17 protein-coding genes are annotated in these 18264 nt (G+C 69.2%); 9 read left to right on the forward strand and 8 right to left on the reverse strand.

Going from position 1 to position 18264, the window contains the following annotated elements; translation table 11 throughout:
• Positions 1-19: 19 nt before the first annotated feature.
• Both VER16_RS04195 and VER16_RS04200 read left to right on the forward strand, forming a co-directional pair.
• The gene (locus VER16_RS04195; RefSeq protein ID WP_324805613.1) at positions 20-2680 is read left to right on the forward strand and encodes a sensor histidine kinase KdpD; all 2661 of its coding nucleotides are present in this window, start codon (positions 20-22) and stop codon (positions 2678-2680) included.
• Entirely contained in the window at positions 2661-3374 is a 714-nt protein-coding gene (locus VER16_RS04200; RefSeq protein ID WP_324805615.1) for a response regulator transcription factor, read from the forward strand. Before VER16_RS04195 ends, VER16_RS04200 begins: the two co-directional genes overlap by 20 nt.
• Positions 3375-3442: 68 nt before the next feature.
• Here VER16_RS04200 and VER16_RS04205 read toward each other — a convergent pair whose 3' ends face one another.
• Genes VER16_RS04205 through coaBC form a run of 3 tightly spaced genes read right to left on the reverse strand, consistent with a single transcriptional unit; the run spans position 3443 to position 7566 of the window.
• On the reverse strand, positions 3443-5800 hold the full coding sequence (locus tag VER16_RS04205) for a phosphomannomutase/phosphoglucomutase (protein ID WP_324805617.1): 2358 nt from the start codon (positions 5798-5800) through the stop codon (positions 3443-3445).
• 12 nt (positions 5801-5812) lie between these two features.
• Positions 5813-6301 carry a dUTP diphosphatase gene (dut, locus tag VER16_RS04210; RefSeq protein WP_324805619.1) on the reverse strand — a complete coding sequence of 163 codons (489 nt, stop codon included), beginning with the start codon at positions 6299-6301 and terminating at the stop codon, positions 5813-5815.
• Complete coding sequence (gene coaBC / locus VER16_RS04215) at positions 6298-7566, reverse strand: bifunctional phosphopantothenoylcysteine decarboxylase/phosphopantothenate--cysteine ligase CoaBC (protein ID WP_324805621.1); 1269 nt, start codon at positions 7564-7566, stop codon at positions 6298-6300. Before coaBC ends, dut begins: the two co-directional genes overlap by 4 nt.
• Before the next feature lie 228 nt (positions 7567-7794).
• On the opposite strand from coaBC, the gene VER16_RS04220 reads away from it, so the two are divergent.
• The 4 genes from VER16_RS04220 to VER16_RS04235 all read left to right on the forward strand — a co-directional run bounded on the left by VER16_RS04220 (position 7795) and on the right by VER16_RS04235 (position 11912).
• On the forward strand, positions 7795-8421 hold the full coding sequence (locus VER16_RS04220; RefSeq protein WP_324805623.1) for a response regulator transcription factor: 627 nt from the start codon (positions 7795-7797) through the stop codon (positions 8419-8421).
• 70 nt (positions 8422-8491) lie between these two features.
• On the forward strand, positions 8492-9196 hold the full coding sequence (radC, locus tag VER16_RS04225; RefSeq protein WP_324806271.1) for a RadC family protein: 705 nt from the start codon (positions 8492-8494) through the stop codon (positions 9194-9196).
• Between the two features lie 127 nt (positions 9197-9323).
• Complete coding sequence (gene argS / locus VER16_RS04230; protein WP_324805626.1) at positions 9324-11012, forward strand: arginine--tRNA ligase; 1689 nt, start codon at positions 9324-9326, stop codon at positions 11010-11012.
• A 21-nt stretch (positions 11013-11033) separates the two neighbouring features.
• Positions 11034-11912: an SPOR domain-containing protein gene (locus tag VER16_RS04235; protein WP_324805628.1), complete on the forward strand. Its 879-nt coding sequence runs from the start codon at positions 11034-11036 to the stop codon at positions 11910-11912.
• A 119-nt stretch (positions 11913-12031) separates the two neighbouring features.
• Here the strand turns inward: VER16_RS04235 and VER16_RS04240 are convergent, their stop codons facing one another.
• Positions 12032-12784: an SDR family NAD(P)-dependent oxidoreductase gene (locus tag VER16_RS04240; protein ID WP_324805630.1), complete on the reverse strand. Its 753-nt coding sequence runs from the start codon at positions 12782-12784 to the stop codon at positions 12032-12034.
• Between the two features lie 138 nt (positions 12785-12922).
• Positions 12923-13420 (reverse strand): hypothetical protein, encoded by a 498-nt coding sequence (locus tag VER16_RS04245; protein ID WP_324805632.1) that lies wholly within the window; start codon positions 13418-13420, stop codon positions 12923-12925.
• Between the two features lie 84 nt (positions 13421-13504).
• On the opposite strand from VER16_RS04245, the gene VER16_RS04250 reads away from it, so the two are divergent.
• Positions 13505-13972, forward strand: a complete 468-nt coding sequence (locus tag VER16_RS04250; protein ID WP_324805634.1) for a DUF1456 family protein — start codon at positions 13505-13507, stop codon at positions 13970-13972.
• Here the strand turns inward: VER16_RS04250 and VER16_RS04255 are convergent.
• On the reverse strand, positions 13941-14828 hold the full coding sequence (locus VER16_RS04255; protein WP_324805636.1) for a LysR family transcriptional regulator: 888 nt from the start codon (positions 14826-14828) through the stop codon (positions 13941-13943). The two genes, VER16_RS04250 and VER16_RS04255, sit on opposite strands and share 32 nt — an antisense overlap.
• A 143-nt stretch (positions 14829-14971) precedes the next feature.
• On the opposite strand from VER16_RS04255, the gene VER16_RS04260 reads away from it, so the two are divergent.
• A complete protein-coding gene (locus VER16_RS04260) occupies positions 14972-16120 on the forward strand; it encodes an MFS transporter (RefSeq protein WP_331681809.1) in 1149 nt (382 codons plus the stop codon).
• On the opposite strand, the gene VER16_RS04265 is transcribed toward VER16_RS04260, so the two are convergent.
• Entirely contained in the window at positions 16117-16812 is a 696-nt protein-coding gene (locus VER16_RS04265; protein WP_414716019.1) for a TorF family putative porin, read from the reverse strand. The two genes, VER16_RS04260 and VER16_RS04265, sit on opposite strands and share 4 nt — an antisense overlap.
• 184 nt (positions 16813-16996) lie before the next feature.
• Here VER16_RS04265 and VER16_RS04270 point away from each other — a divergent pair, with 184 nt between their 5' ends.
• Complete coding sequence (locus tag VER16_RS04270) at positions 16997-17386, forward strand: DUF6165 family protein (RefSeq protein WP_324805641.1); 390 nt, start codon at positions 16997-16999, stop codon at positions 17384-17386.
• Positions 17387-17395: 9 nt separating this feature from the next.
• On the opposite strand, the gene VER16_RS04275 is transcribed toward VER16_RS04270, so the two are convergent.
• The gene (locus tag VER16_RS04275; RefSeq protein ID WP_324805643.1) at positions 17396-18073 is read right to left on the reverse strand and encodes a response regulator transcription factor; all 678 of its coding nucleotides are present in this window, start codon (positions 18071-18073) and stop codon (positions 17396-17398) included.
• Positions 18074-18264 lie beyond the last annotated feature (191 nt).

Raw genomic sequence — 18264 nt, forward strand, 5'->3', positions numbered from 1 at the left:
GGCCATGACAGCAGCGGCAATGAATGATGCGCGTACCCGCCAGGCCGATGCCCTGGTGGAAGGCCTGCAGCGCGAGGCCGGCGGCAAGCTGACCGTGTTCCTCGGCGCGGCGCCGGGCGTGGGCAAGACCTACACCATGCTGACCCGCGCGCAGGAACAGCTGCGGCGTGGCGTGGACCTGGTGGTGGGCCTGGTCGAAACCCATGGCCGTGCCGATACCCAGGCGCTGCTGGAGGGTCTGCCGCAGCTGCCGTTGAAGGACGTAGCCTACCAAGGCCACGCCCTGCAGGAGATGGATCTGGATGCCGTGCTGGCGCGGCATCCGGCGCTGGTGCTGGTGGATGAGCTGGCCCATCGCAACGCACCCGGCAGCCGCCACGAGCGGCGCTGGCAGGATGTGATGGAACTGCTTGATGCCGGCATCGATGTCTGGACGACAGTCAACATCCAGCACCTGGAAAGCCTCAATGACGTGGTGATGCGCATCACCGGCGTGCGGGTGAGCGAGACCGTGCCCGACGGCGTGCTCGACCGCCTGCACGACATCGTGCTGGTGGACCTGCCGCCGCGTGAGCTGATCGCGCGCCTGCAGCAGGGCAAGGTGTACGTGCCCGAGCAGGCCGCACAGGCACTGCAGGCGTTCTTTTCGCCGGCCAACCTGACCGCGCTGCGTGAACTGGCGATGCAGGAAGCGGCCGACCGGGTCGACAGCAGCCTGCGCGAAACCCGTGCGGCACGCGGGGAGGGCAACCTGCCACTGCGCCGTGGCGTACTGGTGGCCATCGATGGTGGCGGCCAGAGCGAATACCTGGTGCGGGTGGCGCGGCGCATCGCCGAACGCCGCGACGCACCGTGGACGGTGGTGACCGTGCAGGGCCGGCGCCAGGACGAGGCGACCCGGCGCGAGATCGATGCCGCCTTCGCGCTGGCCCGGCGGCTGGGCGGCGATGCCGAACTGCTGCATGGCTCGAGCATCGCCGATGCCCTGCTCGACCACGCCGCGCACAACGGGGTGTCGACCCTGGTGCTGGGCCGCACCCGCGAGCGGCCGCTGGCGCGGATGTTCAACCGTACGCTGACCCAGCAGCTGATCCAGCGCGGCGCGCACTACGAGATCACCATCATCAGCACGCCGCAGGCACGTGCGCGTGCACGCCGCGAAGGCCTGCTGCCACCGATGCGTGGCATCAGCCATGAGCCGCTGCAGGCACTGCTGGCCACCGCGCTGGCCTGTGCGGTGGCGTGGCTGGGCGAACGCTGGGTGGGCATGGCCGACCTGTCGATGGTGTTCATCGTGGCGGTGGTGCTGGTGGCGGCACGCACCCGCGCCAGCGTGGCGGTGATGGCGGCGATCCTGTGCTTCCTGGCCTACAACTTCCTGTTCATCGCGCCACGCTTCACCTTCGCCATCGGTGCGCGGCAGGGTGTGATCACCGTGTTCCTGTTCCTGGCGGCCGCGCTGGTGGCCGGCCGGCTGGCCTCGCGCCTGCGCATGCAGGTGATTGCCCTGCGCGCGGCCAACCGCCATGCGCGTGCGCGCCAGCAGCTGGGCCGGCAGCTGGCCAGCGCGGCTGGCAACGGCGAAGTGGCACAGGCAGGACGGCAAGCGCTGGAACAGGCGATGGACGTGCCGGCGTGGCTGCGGATTGGCGCGGACACCGCAGCGGGTGGCCGTTCGCAACCGGGCGATACCGATCTGGCCGCTGCCGACTGGGCCCTGCGCCATGGCCAGCCCAGCGGCCGCTTCACCGATACCCTGGCCGGTGCGCAGTGGTGGTTCCTGCCGCTGCTGGATGGCGAGGACCGCGCCGTCGGCGTGGCCGGCCTGTACCTGCCCGGTGCACAGTCACGGCTGCTGCCCGAGCAGCGCCAGCTGGCCGAGGCGATGGTCGATGACATTGCCCAGGCCGCACTGCGCACGCGGCTGGTGGCCGAGCTGGAGCAGGCCCACGTCAGCAACGAGACCGAGCGGCTGCGCTCGGCCCTGCTGTCCTCGGTGTCGCATGACCTGCGTTCGCCGCTGGCGGCGATGATCGGTTCGGCCGACAGCCTGGCCAGCTATGGCACGGCGATGGACGTGGCCGACCGGCGTGCGCTGCTGGACACCATCCTGGTAGAAGGCGAGCGCCTGGACCGCTACATCCAGAACCTGCTGGACATGACCCGGCTGGGCCACGAAGGGCTGACCATCAACCGCGACTGGATCGGCGTGGACGAGCTGATCGGCTCGGCCGCGCGGCGCCTGCAGCGCTACCAGCCCAAGGTGCGGCTGGAACTGGGCATTCCTTCCACGCTGGCGCCGATCTGGGTGCACCCGGCGCTGGTCGAACAGGCGGTGTTCAACGTGATGGAGAACGCCGCCAAGTTCTCGCCACCCGATGCGCCGGTGCAGGTGCAGGCACGCGAACGGGACGGGCAGCTGCGCATCGACGTGATCGACGCCGGCCCCGGCATTCCCGATGACGAACGCGCGCGCATCTTCGACATGTTCTACAGCGTCGAGCGCGGCGACCGCGGCCGCCACGGCACCGGCCTGGGCCTGACCATCTGCCAGGGCATGATCGGCGCCCACGGTGGCAGCGTGCAGGCGCTGCCCGGACGCGACGGTCGCGGTACCCTGATCCGCATCACCCTGCCCCTGCTCAAGCCAGCTGCCCACGATGAGCCCGACCCCGATTGATGCCAGCGTGCCGGCCGCGCGCGTGCTGGTGATCGACGATGAAACCCAGATCCGCCGGTTCCTGGACATCAGCCTGCGCGCGCAGGGCTACCAGGTGCGGCAGGCCACCACCGGCCAGGAAGGCCTGGAAATGGCCGCCAGCGAGGACATGGACCTGGTGATCCTGGATATCGGCCTGCCGGACATGGAAGGCCACGAGGTGCTGGTGCAGCTGCGGCAGTGGAGCCAGGTGCCGGTGATCATGCTGACCGTGCGCGCTGGCGAGGCGGAGAAGGTGCGGGCGCTGGATACCGGTGCGAACGACTATGTGACCAAGCCCTTCGGCACCCAGGAGCTGATGGCGCGGGTGCGGGCGCTGCTGCGCCACCGCAGCATGCCCAACGATGGCACGCCACCGGTGTTCGATGACGGCCACCTGCATGTGGACCTGGTGCGCCGCGAAGTCGCCCTTGATGGCGAGCCGGTGGCACTGACCCGCAAGGAATACGCGCTGCTGTCGCTGCTGCTGCGCAACGCCGGGCGGGTGGTGACCCAGCCGCAGATCCTGCAGGAAATCTGGGGGCCGACCCACCAGCACGACACGCACTACCTGCGCATCCTGGTGGGCAAGCTGCGGCACAAGCTGGGCGATTCGGCGCTGGATTCGCGCTACCTGTTCACCGAACCGGGCGTGGGCCTGCGGTTCAAGGGGTGAGGCGTACCGACCAGCGGTCGGCACCCAGCAACGGCCTGGTAGTGCCGGCCGCTGGCCGGCACAAAGGTTCAGAAGCCCAGTGCGGCGTCGCCCAGCACGCCCTGCAACTGGCTGCGGAAGATCGCCTGGATGCGTTCCAGCGCGGCCTCGTCGTTCCCCTCGAAGCGCAGCACCAGCACCGGGGTGGTGTTGGACGCGCGCACCAGGCCCCAGCCATCGGGGAAGTCCACGCGCAGGCCATCGATGGTCGACAGGCGGCCGCCCACGTACGGGTTGTCCGGCGACTGCGCCGCCTCCACCAGCATCGCCACCAGCGCATGCGGCGTGCCCGCCGCCACCGGCACCTTCAGTTCCGGCGTGGACACCATGTCCGGGAGTTCCTCCATCACTTCATGCGGGGTTTCCTCGCGCTGGGCGAGGATTTCCAGCAGGCGCGCAGCGGCGTACAGGCCGTCGTCGAAACCGAACCAGCGCTCCTTGAAGAAGAAGTGGCCGCTCATCTCACCAGCCAGCTCGGCATCGGTCTCGCGCATCTTCGCCTTCATCAGCGAATGCCCGGTCTTCCACATCAGCGGGCTGCCGCCGTTGCGCAGCACGTGGTCGGAGAGCTTGCCGGTGCACTTCACGTCGTAGATCACCATCGCGCCGGGGTTGCGCATCAGCACGTCGGCGGCGAACAGCATCAGCAGGCGGTCGGCGTAGATGATCTTCCCTTCGCCGGTGACCACGCCCAGGCGGTCGCCATCGCCGTCGAAGGCCACGCCAAGGTCGGCGCCGAAGCGCTTGACCGTCTGCACCAGGTCTTCGAGGTTGGCCGGTTCGCTGGGGTCGGGGTGATGGTTGGGGAAGGTGCCGTCGACATCGCAGTACAGCGGGATGACCTCGGCGCCGATGGCTTCCAGCAGCTGCGGGGCGAACGCACCGGCCACGCCGTTGCCGGCGTCGGCCACCACCTTCAACGGGCGGTCCAGCTGCACATCGTCGGCAATGCGCTGGATGTAATCGGCCGCGACCTCGCGCTGCTGGTAGTCACCCGGCTCGGTGGCCTGGGCCAGCCGGCCCTGGCTGATGCGCTGGTGCAGATCGGTGATCGCGTCGCCCGACAGCGTTTCGCCACCGATGACCACCTTGAAGCCGTTGTACTCGGGCGGATTGTGGCTGCCGGTCACCGCCACGCAGGTGCCGGTGCGCAGGTGGAAGGCGGCGAAGTACACCAGCGGGGTCGGCGCCAGCCCGATGTCAATGACCGAGCAGCCGGCGCGGCGCAGGCCCTCGGCCAGGCTGGCCGACAGTTCCGGACCGGACAGGCGGCCATCGCGGCCGATCACCACCTCGCGCAGCCCCTGTTCGAGGGCAACGGTGCCGATGGCCTGGCCGATCAGCGCGGCAGTGCGCGCGTTCAATTCGCTGCCGACCACGCCGCGGATGTCGTAGGCACGGAAGATGCCGGCTGGCACATCCACCGGCGGCGGCGACGGCACGGCCGATGCTGCATCGGCTTCAGCGTCGGCAGGATCGGCGGCAGGCAGTACCGGCGCAGCCATCTGCAGGCTTTCGCGCAGCGTGGGCCCCTGATCGGCATCGGCGGCGGCACCGCGGCGGCTGGGCAGTGGCAGCGATTTCGGCAGTCGCTCGCGCCCGACCACCAGCAGCACGGCGATGAAGGCCAGCAGCAGCGCCACGATCGCACTGGGCAGGGCACTCAGGCCCAGCGGACCCGGTTCGATGTTCGGTGCGCTGGCGGTCAGCCGCAGCGGGGTGCCCTTTACCGGGCGTGCCATCGCCTCGGCGCTGTCGGCCAGGCGGCTGTCACCCTGGGCGACGATGTCATGTGAGCCCTGGCGCAGGGACAGGAATCCGCTGGACGGCGCGCGCACCTGGTCCAGCGGGCCGGTCAGGCGCAGCAGCGGCTGCCGCACATAGACGACCGCCGGGCCCAGCGCGCCCAGCTGTACCGGCGCGGCAAGGCCGAGGCGGTTGCCACCGCCATCGCGGACCACGCGCAGCCCCGGCTTGTTCTGGGTAAGCACTGTTTCCAGCAGCGCCAGCCGGGCATAGCCGAAGGTGGCAGCATCGGCATAGGCCTCGCCCAGCCCGGCAGTGAGCACGTCCACCTGCTCGACACCGGACCAGCTTTCGCGCAGGGCCTGTGCGGCGGCGGCAGCATCACCGGCCTGCAGCGCCTGCTGCACGCGGTCACCCTTGAGGTGTTGCTGCAGCTGCTGCAGCTGGCCGGATGCAGCCTTCTGCACGCCCTGCACTGCTTCGTCGCGGGCCTGCGCCAGCGAATCACCGCTGGCCTGCTGCCGCCACTGCTCCACCGCGCTCCAGCCAAACCAGCCGGCCAGCAGCAACAGCGCCACGCCCAGCAACGGCGCGCTGCGCCCCAATGACTGCTTCTGCCGTCCTTCCCCGCTGCCGCTCATCAGTATCCCCCGTCAACGCACTCCGGTATGGCCGAATCCACCCGTTCCCCGCACGCTGTCGGTGAAAGTATCCACCACCTGCAGGCTGACGCGGGCAATCGGGACGATAACCAGCTGGGCGATGCGGTCGCCCGGCTCGATGGTGAAGGCTTCGCGGCCGCGGTTCCAGACGCTGATCAGCAGCGGCCCCTGGTAATCGGCATCGATCAGGCCGGTGCCGTTGCCCAGCACGATGCCATGGCGATGGCCCAGGCCCGAGCGCGGCAGGATCACCGCGCACAGGTTCGGGTCGGCGATATGGATGGCCAGGCCGCTGGGAACCAGCGCGGTATCGCCGGGCTGCAGGGTCAGCGCGGTTTCCAGCGCCGCGCGCAGGTCCATGCCGGCGCTGGCTTCGGTGGCGTATGCCGGCAGCGGCCAGCTGTCACCGAAGCGTGGGTCAAGCAGCTTGACCTGCAGGGGCTGCAAAGGAGCCAGCGAAGGGAATGGTGCCTGGGTCATGCCTGAAGCCTCCGCGCGATCAGCGCCAGCAGTTGTTCGGCCAGCTCGCGCTTGGAAGTGCCCGGGAAGACCTGTTCGCCATCCTGCCAGAAGGCGGTGGCCGCGTTGTTGTCACTTTCAAAACCGCCGCCGCTGATGCCCACCTGGTTGGCGATGACCAGATCCAGGCGCTTGTCGATCAGCTTGCCACGTGCGTATTTCTCCACGTCGTGGGTTTCGGCGGCAAAGCCGACCACCAGCTTCAGCGACTGCGTCTGTGCCGCGACCTCGGCGAGGATGTCCGGCGTACGCACCAGCTCGATCACCATCGACTGGCTGTCGGCGGTCTTCTTCAGTTTCTGCGCGGCCACCTGGCGCGGGGTGTAATCGGAGACGGCGGCCGCACCGATGTAGATGTCTGCCGGCAGCGCCTTGAGGACGGCATCGCGCATCTGCGCGGCCGAGCGCACGTCCACCCGCTGCACGCCCGGCGGCGTCGGCAGCTGCACCGGGCCGCTGACCAGCACCACCTGCGCGCCCAGGGCCGCGGCGGCACCGGCGAGGGCAAAGCCCATCTTGCCGCTGCTGCGGTTGCCCACGTAGCGCACCGGATCGATGTCTTCATAGGTCGGGCCGGCGCTGATCAGCAGGCGCAGGCCCTGCAGCGCCCGGGTTTCCGGTGCGACGGCCGCTGCCGCGGCAACCGGGCCGCCCACGCTGGCCAGCGCGGCGACGATGTCACCCGGCTCGGCCAGCCGGCCGGGGCCCGACTCGCCCTCGGCCAGCGGCCCGTCGACCGGGCCGATGACCTGCGCGCCACGCTGGCGCAGCAGGGCGATGTTGGCCTGGGTGGCCGGGTGCAGCCACATGCGATGGTTCATCGCCGGGCACACGGTAAGCGGCGCGGTGCTGGCCAGGCACAAGGTGCTGACCAGGTCATCGGCATGGCCCTGGGCCAGGCGCGCCAGCAGATCCGCGGTGCCCGGCGCGACGACGATGCGGTCGGCCCAGCGCGCCAGTTCGATGTGGCCCATGGCCTGTTCAGCAGCACTGTCCCAGAGGGTGGTGCGGGTGGGCTGGCCGGACAAGGCCTGGAAGCTGAGGGGGGTGACGAACTGCTGGGCACCGGCGGTCATCGCCACCTGTACCAGGGCCCCGGCATCACGCAGGCGGCGTACCAGTTCCAGTGCCTTGTAGGCCGCGATTCCGCCGCCGACGCACAACAGCAGTTTCTGGCCTTCCAGCGCGCGGGCCGGCGCGGGGAGGGCGTTGGGGGAATCAGCCACCTGGAAATCCTGTGCAAACGAGGGCGCTAGCTTACCCGATGGCCGGTAACGTCCTGGTACACAGCGCACATAGCGCGCAGCTATCAACAGATGGAGCTACGGCTACAACGTTTTCCGGATTGCCCTCCTCCGGATTCGGAACTTTCCTATACCTCTGCCAACGACTGCTTCAGCAGAATCACTGCAGGCCCCATCGGGTGCGCCATCTGGTTTTCCGAGGAGTCCGCCGTGCATCCGCGCATCATCATCGCCGACGACCATCCGGTCGTACTGCACGGCATCCGCATCGTGCTCGAACGCCACCGCATGTCCGTAGCCGGCGCCGCCGCCGATGGTGCCGGGCTGCTGGATCTGGTTGCCCGGCAGCCCTGCCACGCGGTGCTGACCGACCTGTCCATGCCCGGCTCCGGACCCGATGGCGCCGACCTGCTGGATACGCTGCGGCGGCGGTATCCCGCGCTGCCGGTGGTGGTGTTGACCGGCGCGCGCCACCCGGGGCTGCTGGATGGCCTGCTGCGCGATGGCCTGCATGGGCTGGTGGACAAGAGCGCCGATTTCGGCGAGCTGCCACAGGCCCTGCATGCGGCCATGGCCGGCAAGGTGTTCGTATCCCAGCAGCTGCGCTGCCTGCTGCAGTCACGCGACCTGATGTTCCCGCGCCCACAGGCCCCGCTGTCGGCACGTGAACAGCAGGTGGTACAGCTGCTCGGCGAGGGCCTGAGCGTGAATGCCATTGCCGAGCACTGCGGGCGCAGCGCCAAAACCATCAGCCGGCAGAAGGCCGAGGCCATGCGCAAGCTGGGGCTGGACAACAACCTGGAACTCCACGACTACCTGCAGCTCCAGCGCGGCTGAGGCATCCACTGACCATAGGGGGCGGCAAACGCCGATGGCTGCCATGCGCGCGGGCGGCGACCATGCGGCCATGCCCATCCACGACTGGCCCCCCGAGGAACGCCCCCGCGAGAAGCTGCTGGCGCGCGGGCCCACCGCCCTGTCCGATGCCGAACTGCTGGCCCTGTTCCTGGGCTCCGGCTTCGGTGGCCGCGATGCAGTGCAGACCGCGCGCGACCTGCTGAACGAGCATGGGCCCCTGCGCGTGCTGCTGGACCGCCCGGCCGCCAGACTGGCCCGCCTGCCCGGGTTGGGGCCGGCGCGCAGCTGCACGCTGGCCGCCGGCCTGGAGCTGGCCCACCGCTACCTGGCCGCAGAACTGACCCACGGCGAAAGCGTGGGCGACAACCCGCAGGCAGTCGGCCGCTACCTGCAGCACCGGCTGCGCGGCCAGGCCCGCGAACTGTTCCTGGTGCTGTTCCTGGACAACCGGCACCGCCTGATCGCCTGCGAGGAGCTGTTCGCCGGCACCATCAACACCGCCCCGGTCTACCCCCGCGAGGTGGTGCGGCGGGCCCTGCTGCACAACGCGGCGGCGGTCATCCTCAGCCACAACCACCCTTCGGGCGACCCGGAGCCTTCCGGGGCCGATGCGCGGATCACCGAAGAACTGCAGCAGGCCCTGGCCCTGGTCGACATCCGCCTGCTGGACCACTTCGTGATCGGAGAGGGGCGGCCTGTTTCATTTGCTGAACGGGGCCTGCTTCCGCAGGTGCAACCGCGCCTGTTCGGCTGAGACCGTCGCCCGCGACGCCCGGCTGCCGGAGGGCGCGGGCATTCACATGGGCAGGCCCCGGTCAGCGTACGCGCCGGCATCTGCGCTAAAATGGGCGATTCCGCCGCTCATTCTCACAGCAGGCCTCGTGAAAAATCTCCTCCGCGCCCTGATCAGCCAAGGCATCGAAGCCTTGCGCGCCAATGGCACCCTGCCCGCCGACTCCCTGCCGCCGGACTTCGTGGTCGAGCGCCCGAAGACCCGCGACCACGGCGACTTCGCCACCAATGCCGCCATGCTGCTGGCCAAGGCCGCGCGCAGCAACCCGCGCGCACTGGCCCAGGCGCTGGTCGACGCGCTGCCGCGCAGCGAGGACGTCAGCAAGGTCGAGATCGCCGGCCCTGGCTTCATCAACTTCCACCTGGCCCCGGCCGCGTACCAGCGCGAAGCCGCCTCGGTCATCAAGGAAGCCCACGACTACGGCCGCAACCTGTCCGGCAATGGCCGCACGGTGGGCGTGGAGTACGTGTCGGCCAACCCGACCGGTCCGCTGCATGTCGGCCACGGCCGCGCAGCGGCGATCGGCGACTGCGTGGCACGCGTGCTCGATGCCAACGGCTGGAACGCCAAGCGCGAGTTCTACTACAACGACGCCGGCGTGCAGATCGAGAACCTGGCGGTGTCGGTGCAGGCCCGCCTGAAGGGCATTGCCCCGGACCAGGAAGGCTGGCCGGAAGGCGGCTACCGCGGTGAGTACATCGCCGACGTCGCCCGTGCCTACATGGCCGGCGCCAGCGTGGACCTGGAAGGGACCATGGTGGTGGGCGCCAAGGACCCGGACGACATGACGGCGATCCGTCGCTTCGCCGTGGCCTACCTGCGCAACGAGCAGAACCTGGACCTGGCCGCGTTCGGCGTCGACTTCGACATCTACTTCCTGGAAAGCTCGCTGTACGCCGATGGCAAGGTCGCCGAGGCCGTGGCCAAGCTGCAGGCCTCGGGCCACACCTACGAGGAAGGCGGCGCGCTGTGGCTGCGCAGCACCGACTTCGGTGACGACAAGGACCGCGTGATGCGCAAGTCCGACGGCACCTTCACCTACTTCGTGCCGGACGTGGCCTACCACCTGTCCAAGTGGCAGCGTGGCTACGAGCGCGCGATCACCGAGCTGGGTGCCGACCACCACGGTTCGCTGGCCCGCGTGCGCGCCGGCCTGCAGGCCATGGAAGTGGGCATCCCGCAGGGCTGGCCGGAATACGTGCTGCACCAGATGGTCACCGTCATGCGCGGCGGCGAGGAAGTGAAGCTGTCCAAGCGTGCCGGCAGCTACTTCACCCTGCGCGACCTGATCGAGGAAGCCGGCCGCGATGCCACCCGCTGGTTCCTGATCGCGCGCAAGCCCGATTCGCAGCTGACCTTCGACATCGACCTGGCCCGCCAGCAGAGCAACGACAACCCGGTGTTCTACGTGCAGTACGCGCATGCCCGCGTCTGCAGCCTGCTGCGCCAGGCGCAGGAGAAGGGCCTGGTGTACGACCAGGGCAACGGCCTGGGCAACCTCGGCCGCCTGGCCGACGACGCCTCGCTGCTGCTGATGAACGAAATTTCGCGGTACCCGGAAGTGGTCGAAGCGGCTGGCGTGGCGCTGGAACCGCACTTGGTGGCGCAGTACCTGCGTGAATTGGCGCACGCCTTCCACACGTGGTATCACGGGACGCCGGTGCTGGTGGACGATGCCACCGACCGCAATGCCAAGCTGACCCTGGCCTGCGCCGCGCGCCAGGTACTGGCCAATGGCCTCGACCTCCTGGGCGTCAGCGCCCCGGAAAAAATGTAAGTCTCAGGAGACGCAGTACACATGGCAGCACGACGCGGCAAAAGCCAGGCACGACGCAACAGCAGCAGCCAGGGCACACCCGGATGGGTGTGGCTGGTCGCGGGTGTGGCCATTGCCGCAGTGGTGTTCCTGGCGGCGCCGAACCTGTTCAAGGGCGAAGGCGATGGCTTCCTGCGCGCCGGTCCGCAGCCGAACCCGAACGCGCAGCCGGCCCCGGTTGCCGATGCCGACAGCGATGTCGGCAGCCAGCCGGCCGAAGCCCCGGCCACGCCGAAGCCGGCGGAACCGGCCAAGCCGGCGGCCACCCAGTACGACTTCTACACCCTGCTGCCAGGCAAGGAAGTGGAAATGTCCGACGCTGAACTGGCCGCCAGCACGCGTGCCGAGGAACTGCGCCGGGCCAAGGCCGAGGCGCAGCGCGCCCAGGCCGCACTGGAAGGCAAGCCGGTTCCGGCGGCTGCGGTTGCCGCACCGGCGGCGACCACCAGCGTGGCCAGCACCGCCCCGGCCACCAGCACGGCGCGCCCGCTGCCGGCACCGCTGAGCGAACGCCCGGCGGCAGCCACGCCGTCGGCGTCAACGGCGGCACCGGCCAGCACGGCGGCAACGCCGCCGGCCGCGCGTGCAGAAGCCACGACGGCGGCAACGCCGGTGGCAACGACGGACAACACGCGCTACATCCTGCAGGCCGGGGCCTTCGGCGCCTCCGGTGATGCCGAGGCCACCAAGGCCAAGCTGGCGATGATGGGTCTGGCCGCGCGGGTGGAATCGGCGCAGATCAATGGCAAGACCGTGTACCGCGTGCGCATGGGGCCCTATGGCAGTGCCGGCGAATTGTCCGAAGCCAAGCAGAAGCTGGATGGCACCGGGCTGCAGGCGATGGCGATCAAGGCGCAGTAAATGAAAAAGCCGGGCAATGCCCGGCTTTTCTGCTTCTGTAGCGTCGAGCTTGCTCGACTGCTGTTCGCCAAGGCAGTCGAGCATGGCTCGACTCTACAAAGAGCGGGAGCAGACCCCGGTCAGCCTTCGCGGGCGACCTGGAAGCCGGCAAACGACTGGCTGACCGGCATCAGCTCGAGGCGGTTGATGTTCAGGTGCGGCGGCAGGGTGGCCACCCAGAAGATCTGCTCGGCGATGTCTTCGGCGGTCATCGGGTTGGCGCCGGTGTAGAGCTTGTCCGAGGCGGCCTGGTCGCCGTGGGTGCGGACCACGGTGAACTCGGTTTCAGCCATGCCCGGTTCAATGGTGGTCACGCGTACGCCGGTGCCGTGCAGGTCCGAGCGCAGGCCCAGCGAGAACTGGCTGACGAAGGCCTTGGTACCGCCATAGGCATTGCCGCCCGGGTACGGGTACACGCCGGCCACCGAGGAAATGTTGATGATCGCGCCCTTGCGCTCGACCAGCAGCGGCAACAGGCGGTGGGTCAGGGTCACCAATGCGGTCACGTTGGTGTCGATCATGGTGGTCCAGTCCGACAGCTTGGCGCTCTGCGCCGGCGCGGTGCCCTGGGCCAGGCCGGCGTTGTTCACCAGCAGGTCGATATCTCCGAAGGCCGGCGGCAGCCCCAGCAGTGCCGCTTCCATCGCCACCGGGTCGCGCACGTCGAACACGGCGGCATGCACCACGTCCTTGCCATAGCGATCGACCAGCGGCTGCAGGCGTTCGCCACGACGGCCGGTGGCGATCACTTTCCACCCGGCCTGGGCGAAGCGATGGACGGCGGCGGCGCCGAAGCCGGAGGTGGCGCCGGTAATGAGGACGGTGCGGGTCATGCAGACAACTCCGTGGGGAACCAGACCCCCATTCTGGCACCGTCGGCCGGTGCCTGCGTTGCCCGATCAGGCCGCGATGGCCAGGCCAGGGGGCAGAGCCCTTTGCCTTTGGCAAAGGGATCCCGACCCCGGCAGGGTTCAGCGCAGGCGGAACACCCGTGCCTTGGGCAGGTCTTCGTCAACCTGCAGGAACCAGCGCCCGGCGATGCCCGGAATCACCTCGATCTGCGGCGCCTGCAGGGTCGTGCGCAGCTTCATCTGGCCCTTCATCACCTGCCACTGCTGGCCATTGTCGAGGGTGAAGACGGTGCCCGGTTCCCAGCCGGCGACATCGCCCACCACCCGTGCCGTGACCGGGCCTTCTTCCAGGCCCAGGTGCATGGCGGCCGGGGCCGGAACATTGGCGGGCAAGGGTGCTGCGGGCACCGCGGGTGCCGGATGGGCTGCCAGTGCCGCCGGCGCTGCGCTTTCCGCCTCGTGCAGCACCCGGTTCAGGGCCTGCAGCTGTGCCGGGCTCAGCCCCACTTCGGCCAGCTGGGCCGCGTTGAGGCGCTGTTCGACCGGCACGAAGCGATCCTGGGCGGTGGCGGCAAAGCTGCTGGCGACCAGCAGGGCGGACAGAAGGAACCAGCGCATCGGCGAAGTCTCAGCGGAAGTGCGCACACTTTGCTACGGCGGGATGACAGTCCGGTGACACACGCCGGGCCGGTACAATGGGCCATGATCAACAACGATGTACTGCGCAGCGTGCGCTACGCGCTGGACCTGGGCGACCACCACGTGGTGACCCTGTGCCAGATGGCCGACCCGGCGTTCGCCGTCGATACCGACCAGGTGAAAGCCTGGCTGCGGCGCGATGAGGAGCCCGGTTTCGAGGCGATGAGCGACACCGCGCTGGCGCACTTCCTGGATGGCCTGATCGTGCACCTGCGCGGTCGCGACGAGAGCCAGCCGCAGCGCGCGGTGGAAACCCGCGTCGACAACAACCTGGTGCTGAAGAAGCTGCGCGTGGCCTTCCAGCTGCGCGACGTGGACCTGATGGAGATTTTCGCCAGTGTCGGCTTCAAGGCGTCCAAGTCCGAGGTCGGCGCACTGTTCCGCCAGCCCGGCCACGCCAACTACCGGCGCTGCCTGGACCAGATGCTGCGCAACTTCCTCAAGGGCCTGAGCCTGCGCCTGCGCGGCTGAGCACGGCATCGACGAAGGCCCGCGCCGCCGGCGTGGGCAGGCGTTGCCAGGCCAGGTGGACGCGCCGGGTCGGGGTCGGCTGCAGCGGAATCTGCACCGCACCTGCAAATCCCTGGGCGATCAGCACCGGCACGATGCCCACCGCCAGGCCGTGGCGGACGAAACGCTCGACCAGCTCCATCTGGTTGACCTCGAAACGCACCGGGTGCGGCAGCCCAGCGGCAGCGAAGGCGTCATCGGTCTGCCGGCGCGCACCGGTACCACGCGGGAAATCCACCAGCGCCTCGTCGCGCAGCGCCGCCAGCGGCAACCGCGCCCGCCCGGCCAACCGATGGGTTGGCGCCAGCACCGCCACCAGCTCCTCTTCCTGCAGCATCTGGTGGCAGACGCCCTCCAGGCTGGCCGAGGGCGCCAACCCGACCAGTGCGACATCCAGCTCACGCGCCTGCACCTGGGCGATGAGGGTTTCACTCTTGTCCACGCGCAGCTGGAATTCCACCTGCGGATAGGCCTGGCGGAAGGTGGCGAGGATGGCCACCGTGTCGATGCCGGTGAGCGAGGAGATCTGCCCGATCGCCAGGGTGCCCCGCACCTGGCCGGTGACCGCCGCCACATCCGCACGCAGGTGGCGCAGGCTGGCCAGTACCTGCCGTGCGTGCACCAGCAGCGCTTCGCCGGCCGGGGTAATGCGCACCTGGCGCGGTAGACGCTCGAACAGCGACGTACCCAGTTCTGCTTCCAGATGCGCGATCTGGTGGCTCAGCGCCGACTGCACCACATGGCAGCGCGCAGCGGCGCGGGTGAAGTTGCCCTCTTCGGCCAGGGCCACGGCGAATTCCAGCTGCTTGAGGTTCACTCGACGATCTATTTTCCAGATGCCAGGGATGATGATGATTCATTTCCATCATCACTGCAGCAGGAGGACACTGTGCTCCCCACGTTCTGGAATGCCCCGTGAGTTCTTCCCTCCCTCCCCTGCACCACTGGCAGGTGCTGCTCATGTCGGTCGCCACCGGCGTGGCGGTGGCCAGCAACTACTACGCGCAGCCGCTGCTGCACACCATCGCCGATGCCTTCGGCGTGCCGTTCGGCCAGATCGGGATGGTGGTGACCGCTGCCCAGCTGAGCTACGCCGCCGGCCTGATCCTGCTGGTGCCGCTGGGTGACCTGTTCGAACGCCGCCGGCTGATCGTGGTGATGAGCCTGCTTTCGGCCAGCGGCCTGGTCATCAGTGCCTGCGCGCCCTCGCTGACCTGGCTGCTGGTGGGCACGGCCATCACCGGCCTGTTCTCGGTGGTGGCGCAGGTGCTGGTGCCGTTCGCTGCCACCCTGGCCGCGCCGGAGCATCGGGGCCGGGTGGTCGGCACGCTGATGAGCGGCCTGCTGCTGGGTATCCTGCTGGCGCGCACCGTGGCTGGCCTGCTGTCCAGCCTGGGCGACTGGCGCCTGGTCTATGCCATCGCCGCCGCCGCGCTGGTGCTGACCGCACTGGCCCTGCAGCGCGGGCTGCCACGCTTCCACCACAGTGCCGGCCTGGGCTATTTCGCCCTGCTGCGTTCGATCGGCACCCTGTTCGTGCAGGAACCCGTGCTGCGCCAGCGCACCCTGCTGGGCGCGTGCAGCTTTGCCATGTTCGCCATCTTCTGGACGCCGCTGGCCTTCCTGCTGGCACAGCCGCCGTACGAGTACAGCGACGCCATCATCGGTCTGTTCGGACTGGTCGGTGCCGCCGGTACGCTGGCGGCGGGGTTGGCCGGGCGCATGTCCGATCGTGGACAGAGCGGCCGCGCGACCGCCATCGCGCTGGTGATGCTGCTGCTGTCGTGGCTGCCGCTGGGCCTGTCGGCGCACTCGCTGCTGGCGCTGCTGGTGGGCGTGGTGGTGCTCGACCTGGCCGCGCAGCTGCTGCACGTGAGCAACCAGAACCTGATCTATGCGCTGCAGCCGGAGGCACGCAACCGCCTCAACGCCGGCTACATGACCGGCTACTTCATCGGCGGCTCGCTGGGGTCGTTGCTGTCGGCGCAGGTCTACCAGCACTTCGGCTGGACCGGCGTGTGCGTGGCCGGCGCGACGGTGGCCGTGCTGGCCCTGCTGCTGTGGCTGCCCGGCGCGTGGCGTGCGCGCCAGGCGGCCATCGCCAACTAGAAACTGCCCTGCAGGGCCAGCTCCCAGCGCCCGCCGGCATTGCCGGGGAACAGCCGGCGCGCGGCATTGTCGGTGTCGTGCACGGTGGCGCGCAGTTCCCAGGTCGGTGCCAGGGTGGCGATGGCGCTGAGCTGGCCATGCAGGTAGTCCGGGCCCTGGGCGTCGGCGAGCCAGTAGTGGCCGACCGCCGCTTCCAGGCGGAACCGCTCGTTCAAGGGCAGGCGTCCGCCCAGCTGCGCATAGGTGCCGCGGTGGCCCCCGGCCAGCGCATCGCTGGAATGGGCCAGCTGCAGCCACGCGCGCTGCTTCCAGCTGAGGGTGGCGCCCAGTTCGGTCCAGTCCAGCGCGCGGCCGGTGCCGGGGTACAGGTAGCGGGTGAGGTTGGCATCCAGGCTCCAGTCCTGCGCAACGGCGCCGGACCAGCCGGCCACCAGATCGAATTCACTGCGCGCTCCGATGTCCGGGGTGAACGACACGTTCGAGCCCCACACGCTGGCATACAGGCCCGAAGGCAGGGCCAGTTTCGCTCCGGCCTGCACCGCCGGGTCGTCTGCGGTCTGCGAGCTGCCGCGCCACACGTAATCGCTGGTCACCGCCATGTTGCCGCTGGCCTGCACCTGCGCCTGCGCCTGCGCGCTGCCGATGCCGATGCCGAGCAGGCCGGCCACCAGTGCGGCCAGGGCCGCGCTCATCCCCTTGCTGTCCACTGCGGGGTGTTCCTCGTAGAAGGCGGTCGTGCCGCCGGGACGGCAGTGTCGGCGGCCGGGCCGTAACGGATCGATGGCGCGGCGGCAGCCTTTGCGCAAATTGAACGTAAAGCGATCAGGCCTCGACGGCTGCCGGGGTATCATGGCGGCCTGTTAAAAGGAGCCCTGCGTGGACGCCATCCTGACCCCGGTATCGATCGGCGAGCTGATCGACAAGATCACCATTCTCGAGATCAAGGCCGAGCGCATCGACGATGCCGCCAAGCTGGCCAACGTGCGCACCGAACTGGACGGCCTGCTGCCGTTGCTGCAGCAGCAGCTGCAGGCGCAACCGGCGCTGGCCGCGCTGCGCACCCAGCTCAGGGCCATCAACGAACGCATGTGGGACATCCAGGACCAGCTGCGCGACAAGGAAGCAGCGCAGGTGTTCGATGATGCGTTCATCCAGCTGGCGCGCGGCGTGTACGGCACCAATGGCGAGCGCATCGTGGTGAAGAACGAGATCAACCGCGTGGCCGGCTCGGCGCTGGTGGAAGAGAAGCAGTACCAGGGCGAGTAAGCCCCTGCATCATCCGCATTCGAGCAGGTGGCGGATGCGGAACAGATCGCCATCGCTGTGGATGCCCAGCTTCTGGTAGGCGGCCTTCTTCTGCGTGCTGATGGTGCTGGCCGAGCGCTGGAAGTGCCGCGCCACCTCTCCCGTGCTGCAGCCCTGCAGCACCAGCCGCAGTACTTCGCGTTCACGCCGGCTGAGCGGCGTCAGCTGCAGCGCTGGCACGCGTCGCGTGCGCGAGCGGTGGAGCTGGGTGCGCAGCTCCGGTGGCACGAACCGGCCACCACGGGACACTGCCTCCAGCGCGCGCAGCAGCATCTCCGGCGAGGTTGCCTTGGACAGGAAGCCACGCGCGCCGGCCTGCATGGCCGTCGCCACCGTGCTGGCGTTGCAGTGGGCAGACAGCACCAGCACCGGCAGGCGCGGCCAGCGCCGCGTCAGTTCACGCAGCAGGGCCAGCCCGTCGCCGAGATCGCCCATCGGCAGGGCATCGATCACCAGCATGTCCACGGCGTGTGGATCACCCTGCAGCAGCGCCAGCAGCTGGGTTTCCTCGGCATAGCTGGCACAGACCTCCACACCGCTGTGCTGGCTCAGCAGTACTTCCACGCCCAGCCGCAGTACTGGATGCGGGTCCAGCAGCGCCAGCCGGCGCGGCCGATCGGGAAGCAGGGGAGGAAGCGCAGGCGGCATCGCAGCGGGCCCTGTTGGACAGGGGCATCATCCTGGGACTGCGCCCTTGGCAGCGGAATCCAATTTATTGCAAGGCAGCAAGCGCGACGCCGCCCGGTCACCTTCCATTCCGGTTTGTCAGAACGCAGAAGGCAACAGGCCCGGCATTGCCGGGCCTGTCGATGCACATCCAGCGCGCGCAGCGCCGGGGG

It is taken from the genome of Stenotrophomonas sp. (assembly GCF_035634915.1).
Taxonomy (GTDB): Bacteria; Pseudomonadota; Gammaproteobacteria; order Xanthomonadales; family Xanthomonadaceae; genus Stenotrophomonas.

Bases quoted from the DNA above. Each gene is read 5' to 3' on its own strand.
- VER16_RS04195 (WP_324805613.1), top strand. From the start codon at position 20: ATGAATGATGCGCGTACCCGCCAGGCCGATGCCCTGGTGGAAGGCCTG.
- VER16_RS04200 (WP_324805615.1), top strand. From the start codon at position 2,661: ATGAGCCCGACCCCGATTGATGCCAGCGTGCCGGCCGCGCGCGTGCTG.
- VER16_RS04205 (WP_324805617.1), bottom strand. From the start codon at position 5,800: ATGAGCGGCAGCGGGGAAGGACGGCAGAAGCAGTCATTGGGGCGCAGC.
- dut (WP_324805619.1), bottom strand. From the start codon at position 6,301: ATGACCCAGGCACCATTCCCTTCGCTGGCTCCTTTGCAGCCCCTGCAG.
- radC (WP_324806271.1), top strand. From the start codon at position 8,492: ATGCCCATCCACGACTGGCCCCCCGAGGAACGCCCCCGCGAGAAGCTG.
- VER16_RS04235 (WP_324805628.1), top strand. From the start codon at position 11,034: ATGGCAGCACGACGCGGCAAAAGCCAGGCACGACGCAACAGCAGCAGC.
- VER16_RS04240 (WP_324805630.1), bottom strand. From the start codon at position 12,784: ATGACCCGCACCGTCCTCATTACCGGCGCCACCTCCGGCTTCGGCGCC.
- VER16_RS04245 (WP_324805632.1), bottom strand. From the start codon at position 13,420: ATGCGCTGGTTCCTTCTGTCCGCCCTGCTGGTCGCCAGCAGCTTTGCC.
- VER16_RS04250 (WP_324805634.1), top strand. From the start codon at position 13,505: ATGATCAACAACGATGTACTGCGCAGCGTGCGCTACGCGCTGGACCTG.
- VER16_RS04260 (WP_331681809.1), top strand. From the start codon at position 14,972: ATGTCGGTCGCCACCGGCGTGGCGGTGGCCAGCAACTACTACGCGCAG.
- VER16_RS04265 (WP_414716019.1), bottom strand. From the start codon at position 16,812: ATGAGCGCGGCCCTGGCCGCACTGGTGGCCGGCCTGCTCGGCATCGGC.
- VER16_RS04275 (WP_324805643.1), bottom strand. From the start codon at position 18,073: ATGCCGCCTGCGCTTCCTCCCCTGCTTCCCGATCGGCCGCGCCGGCTG.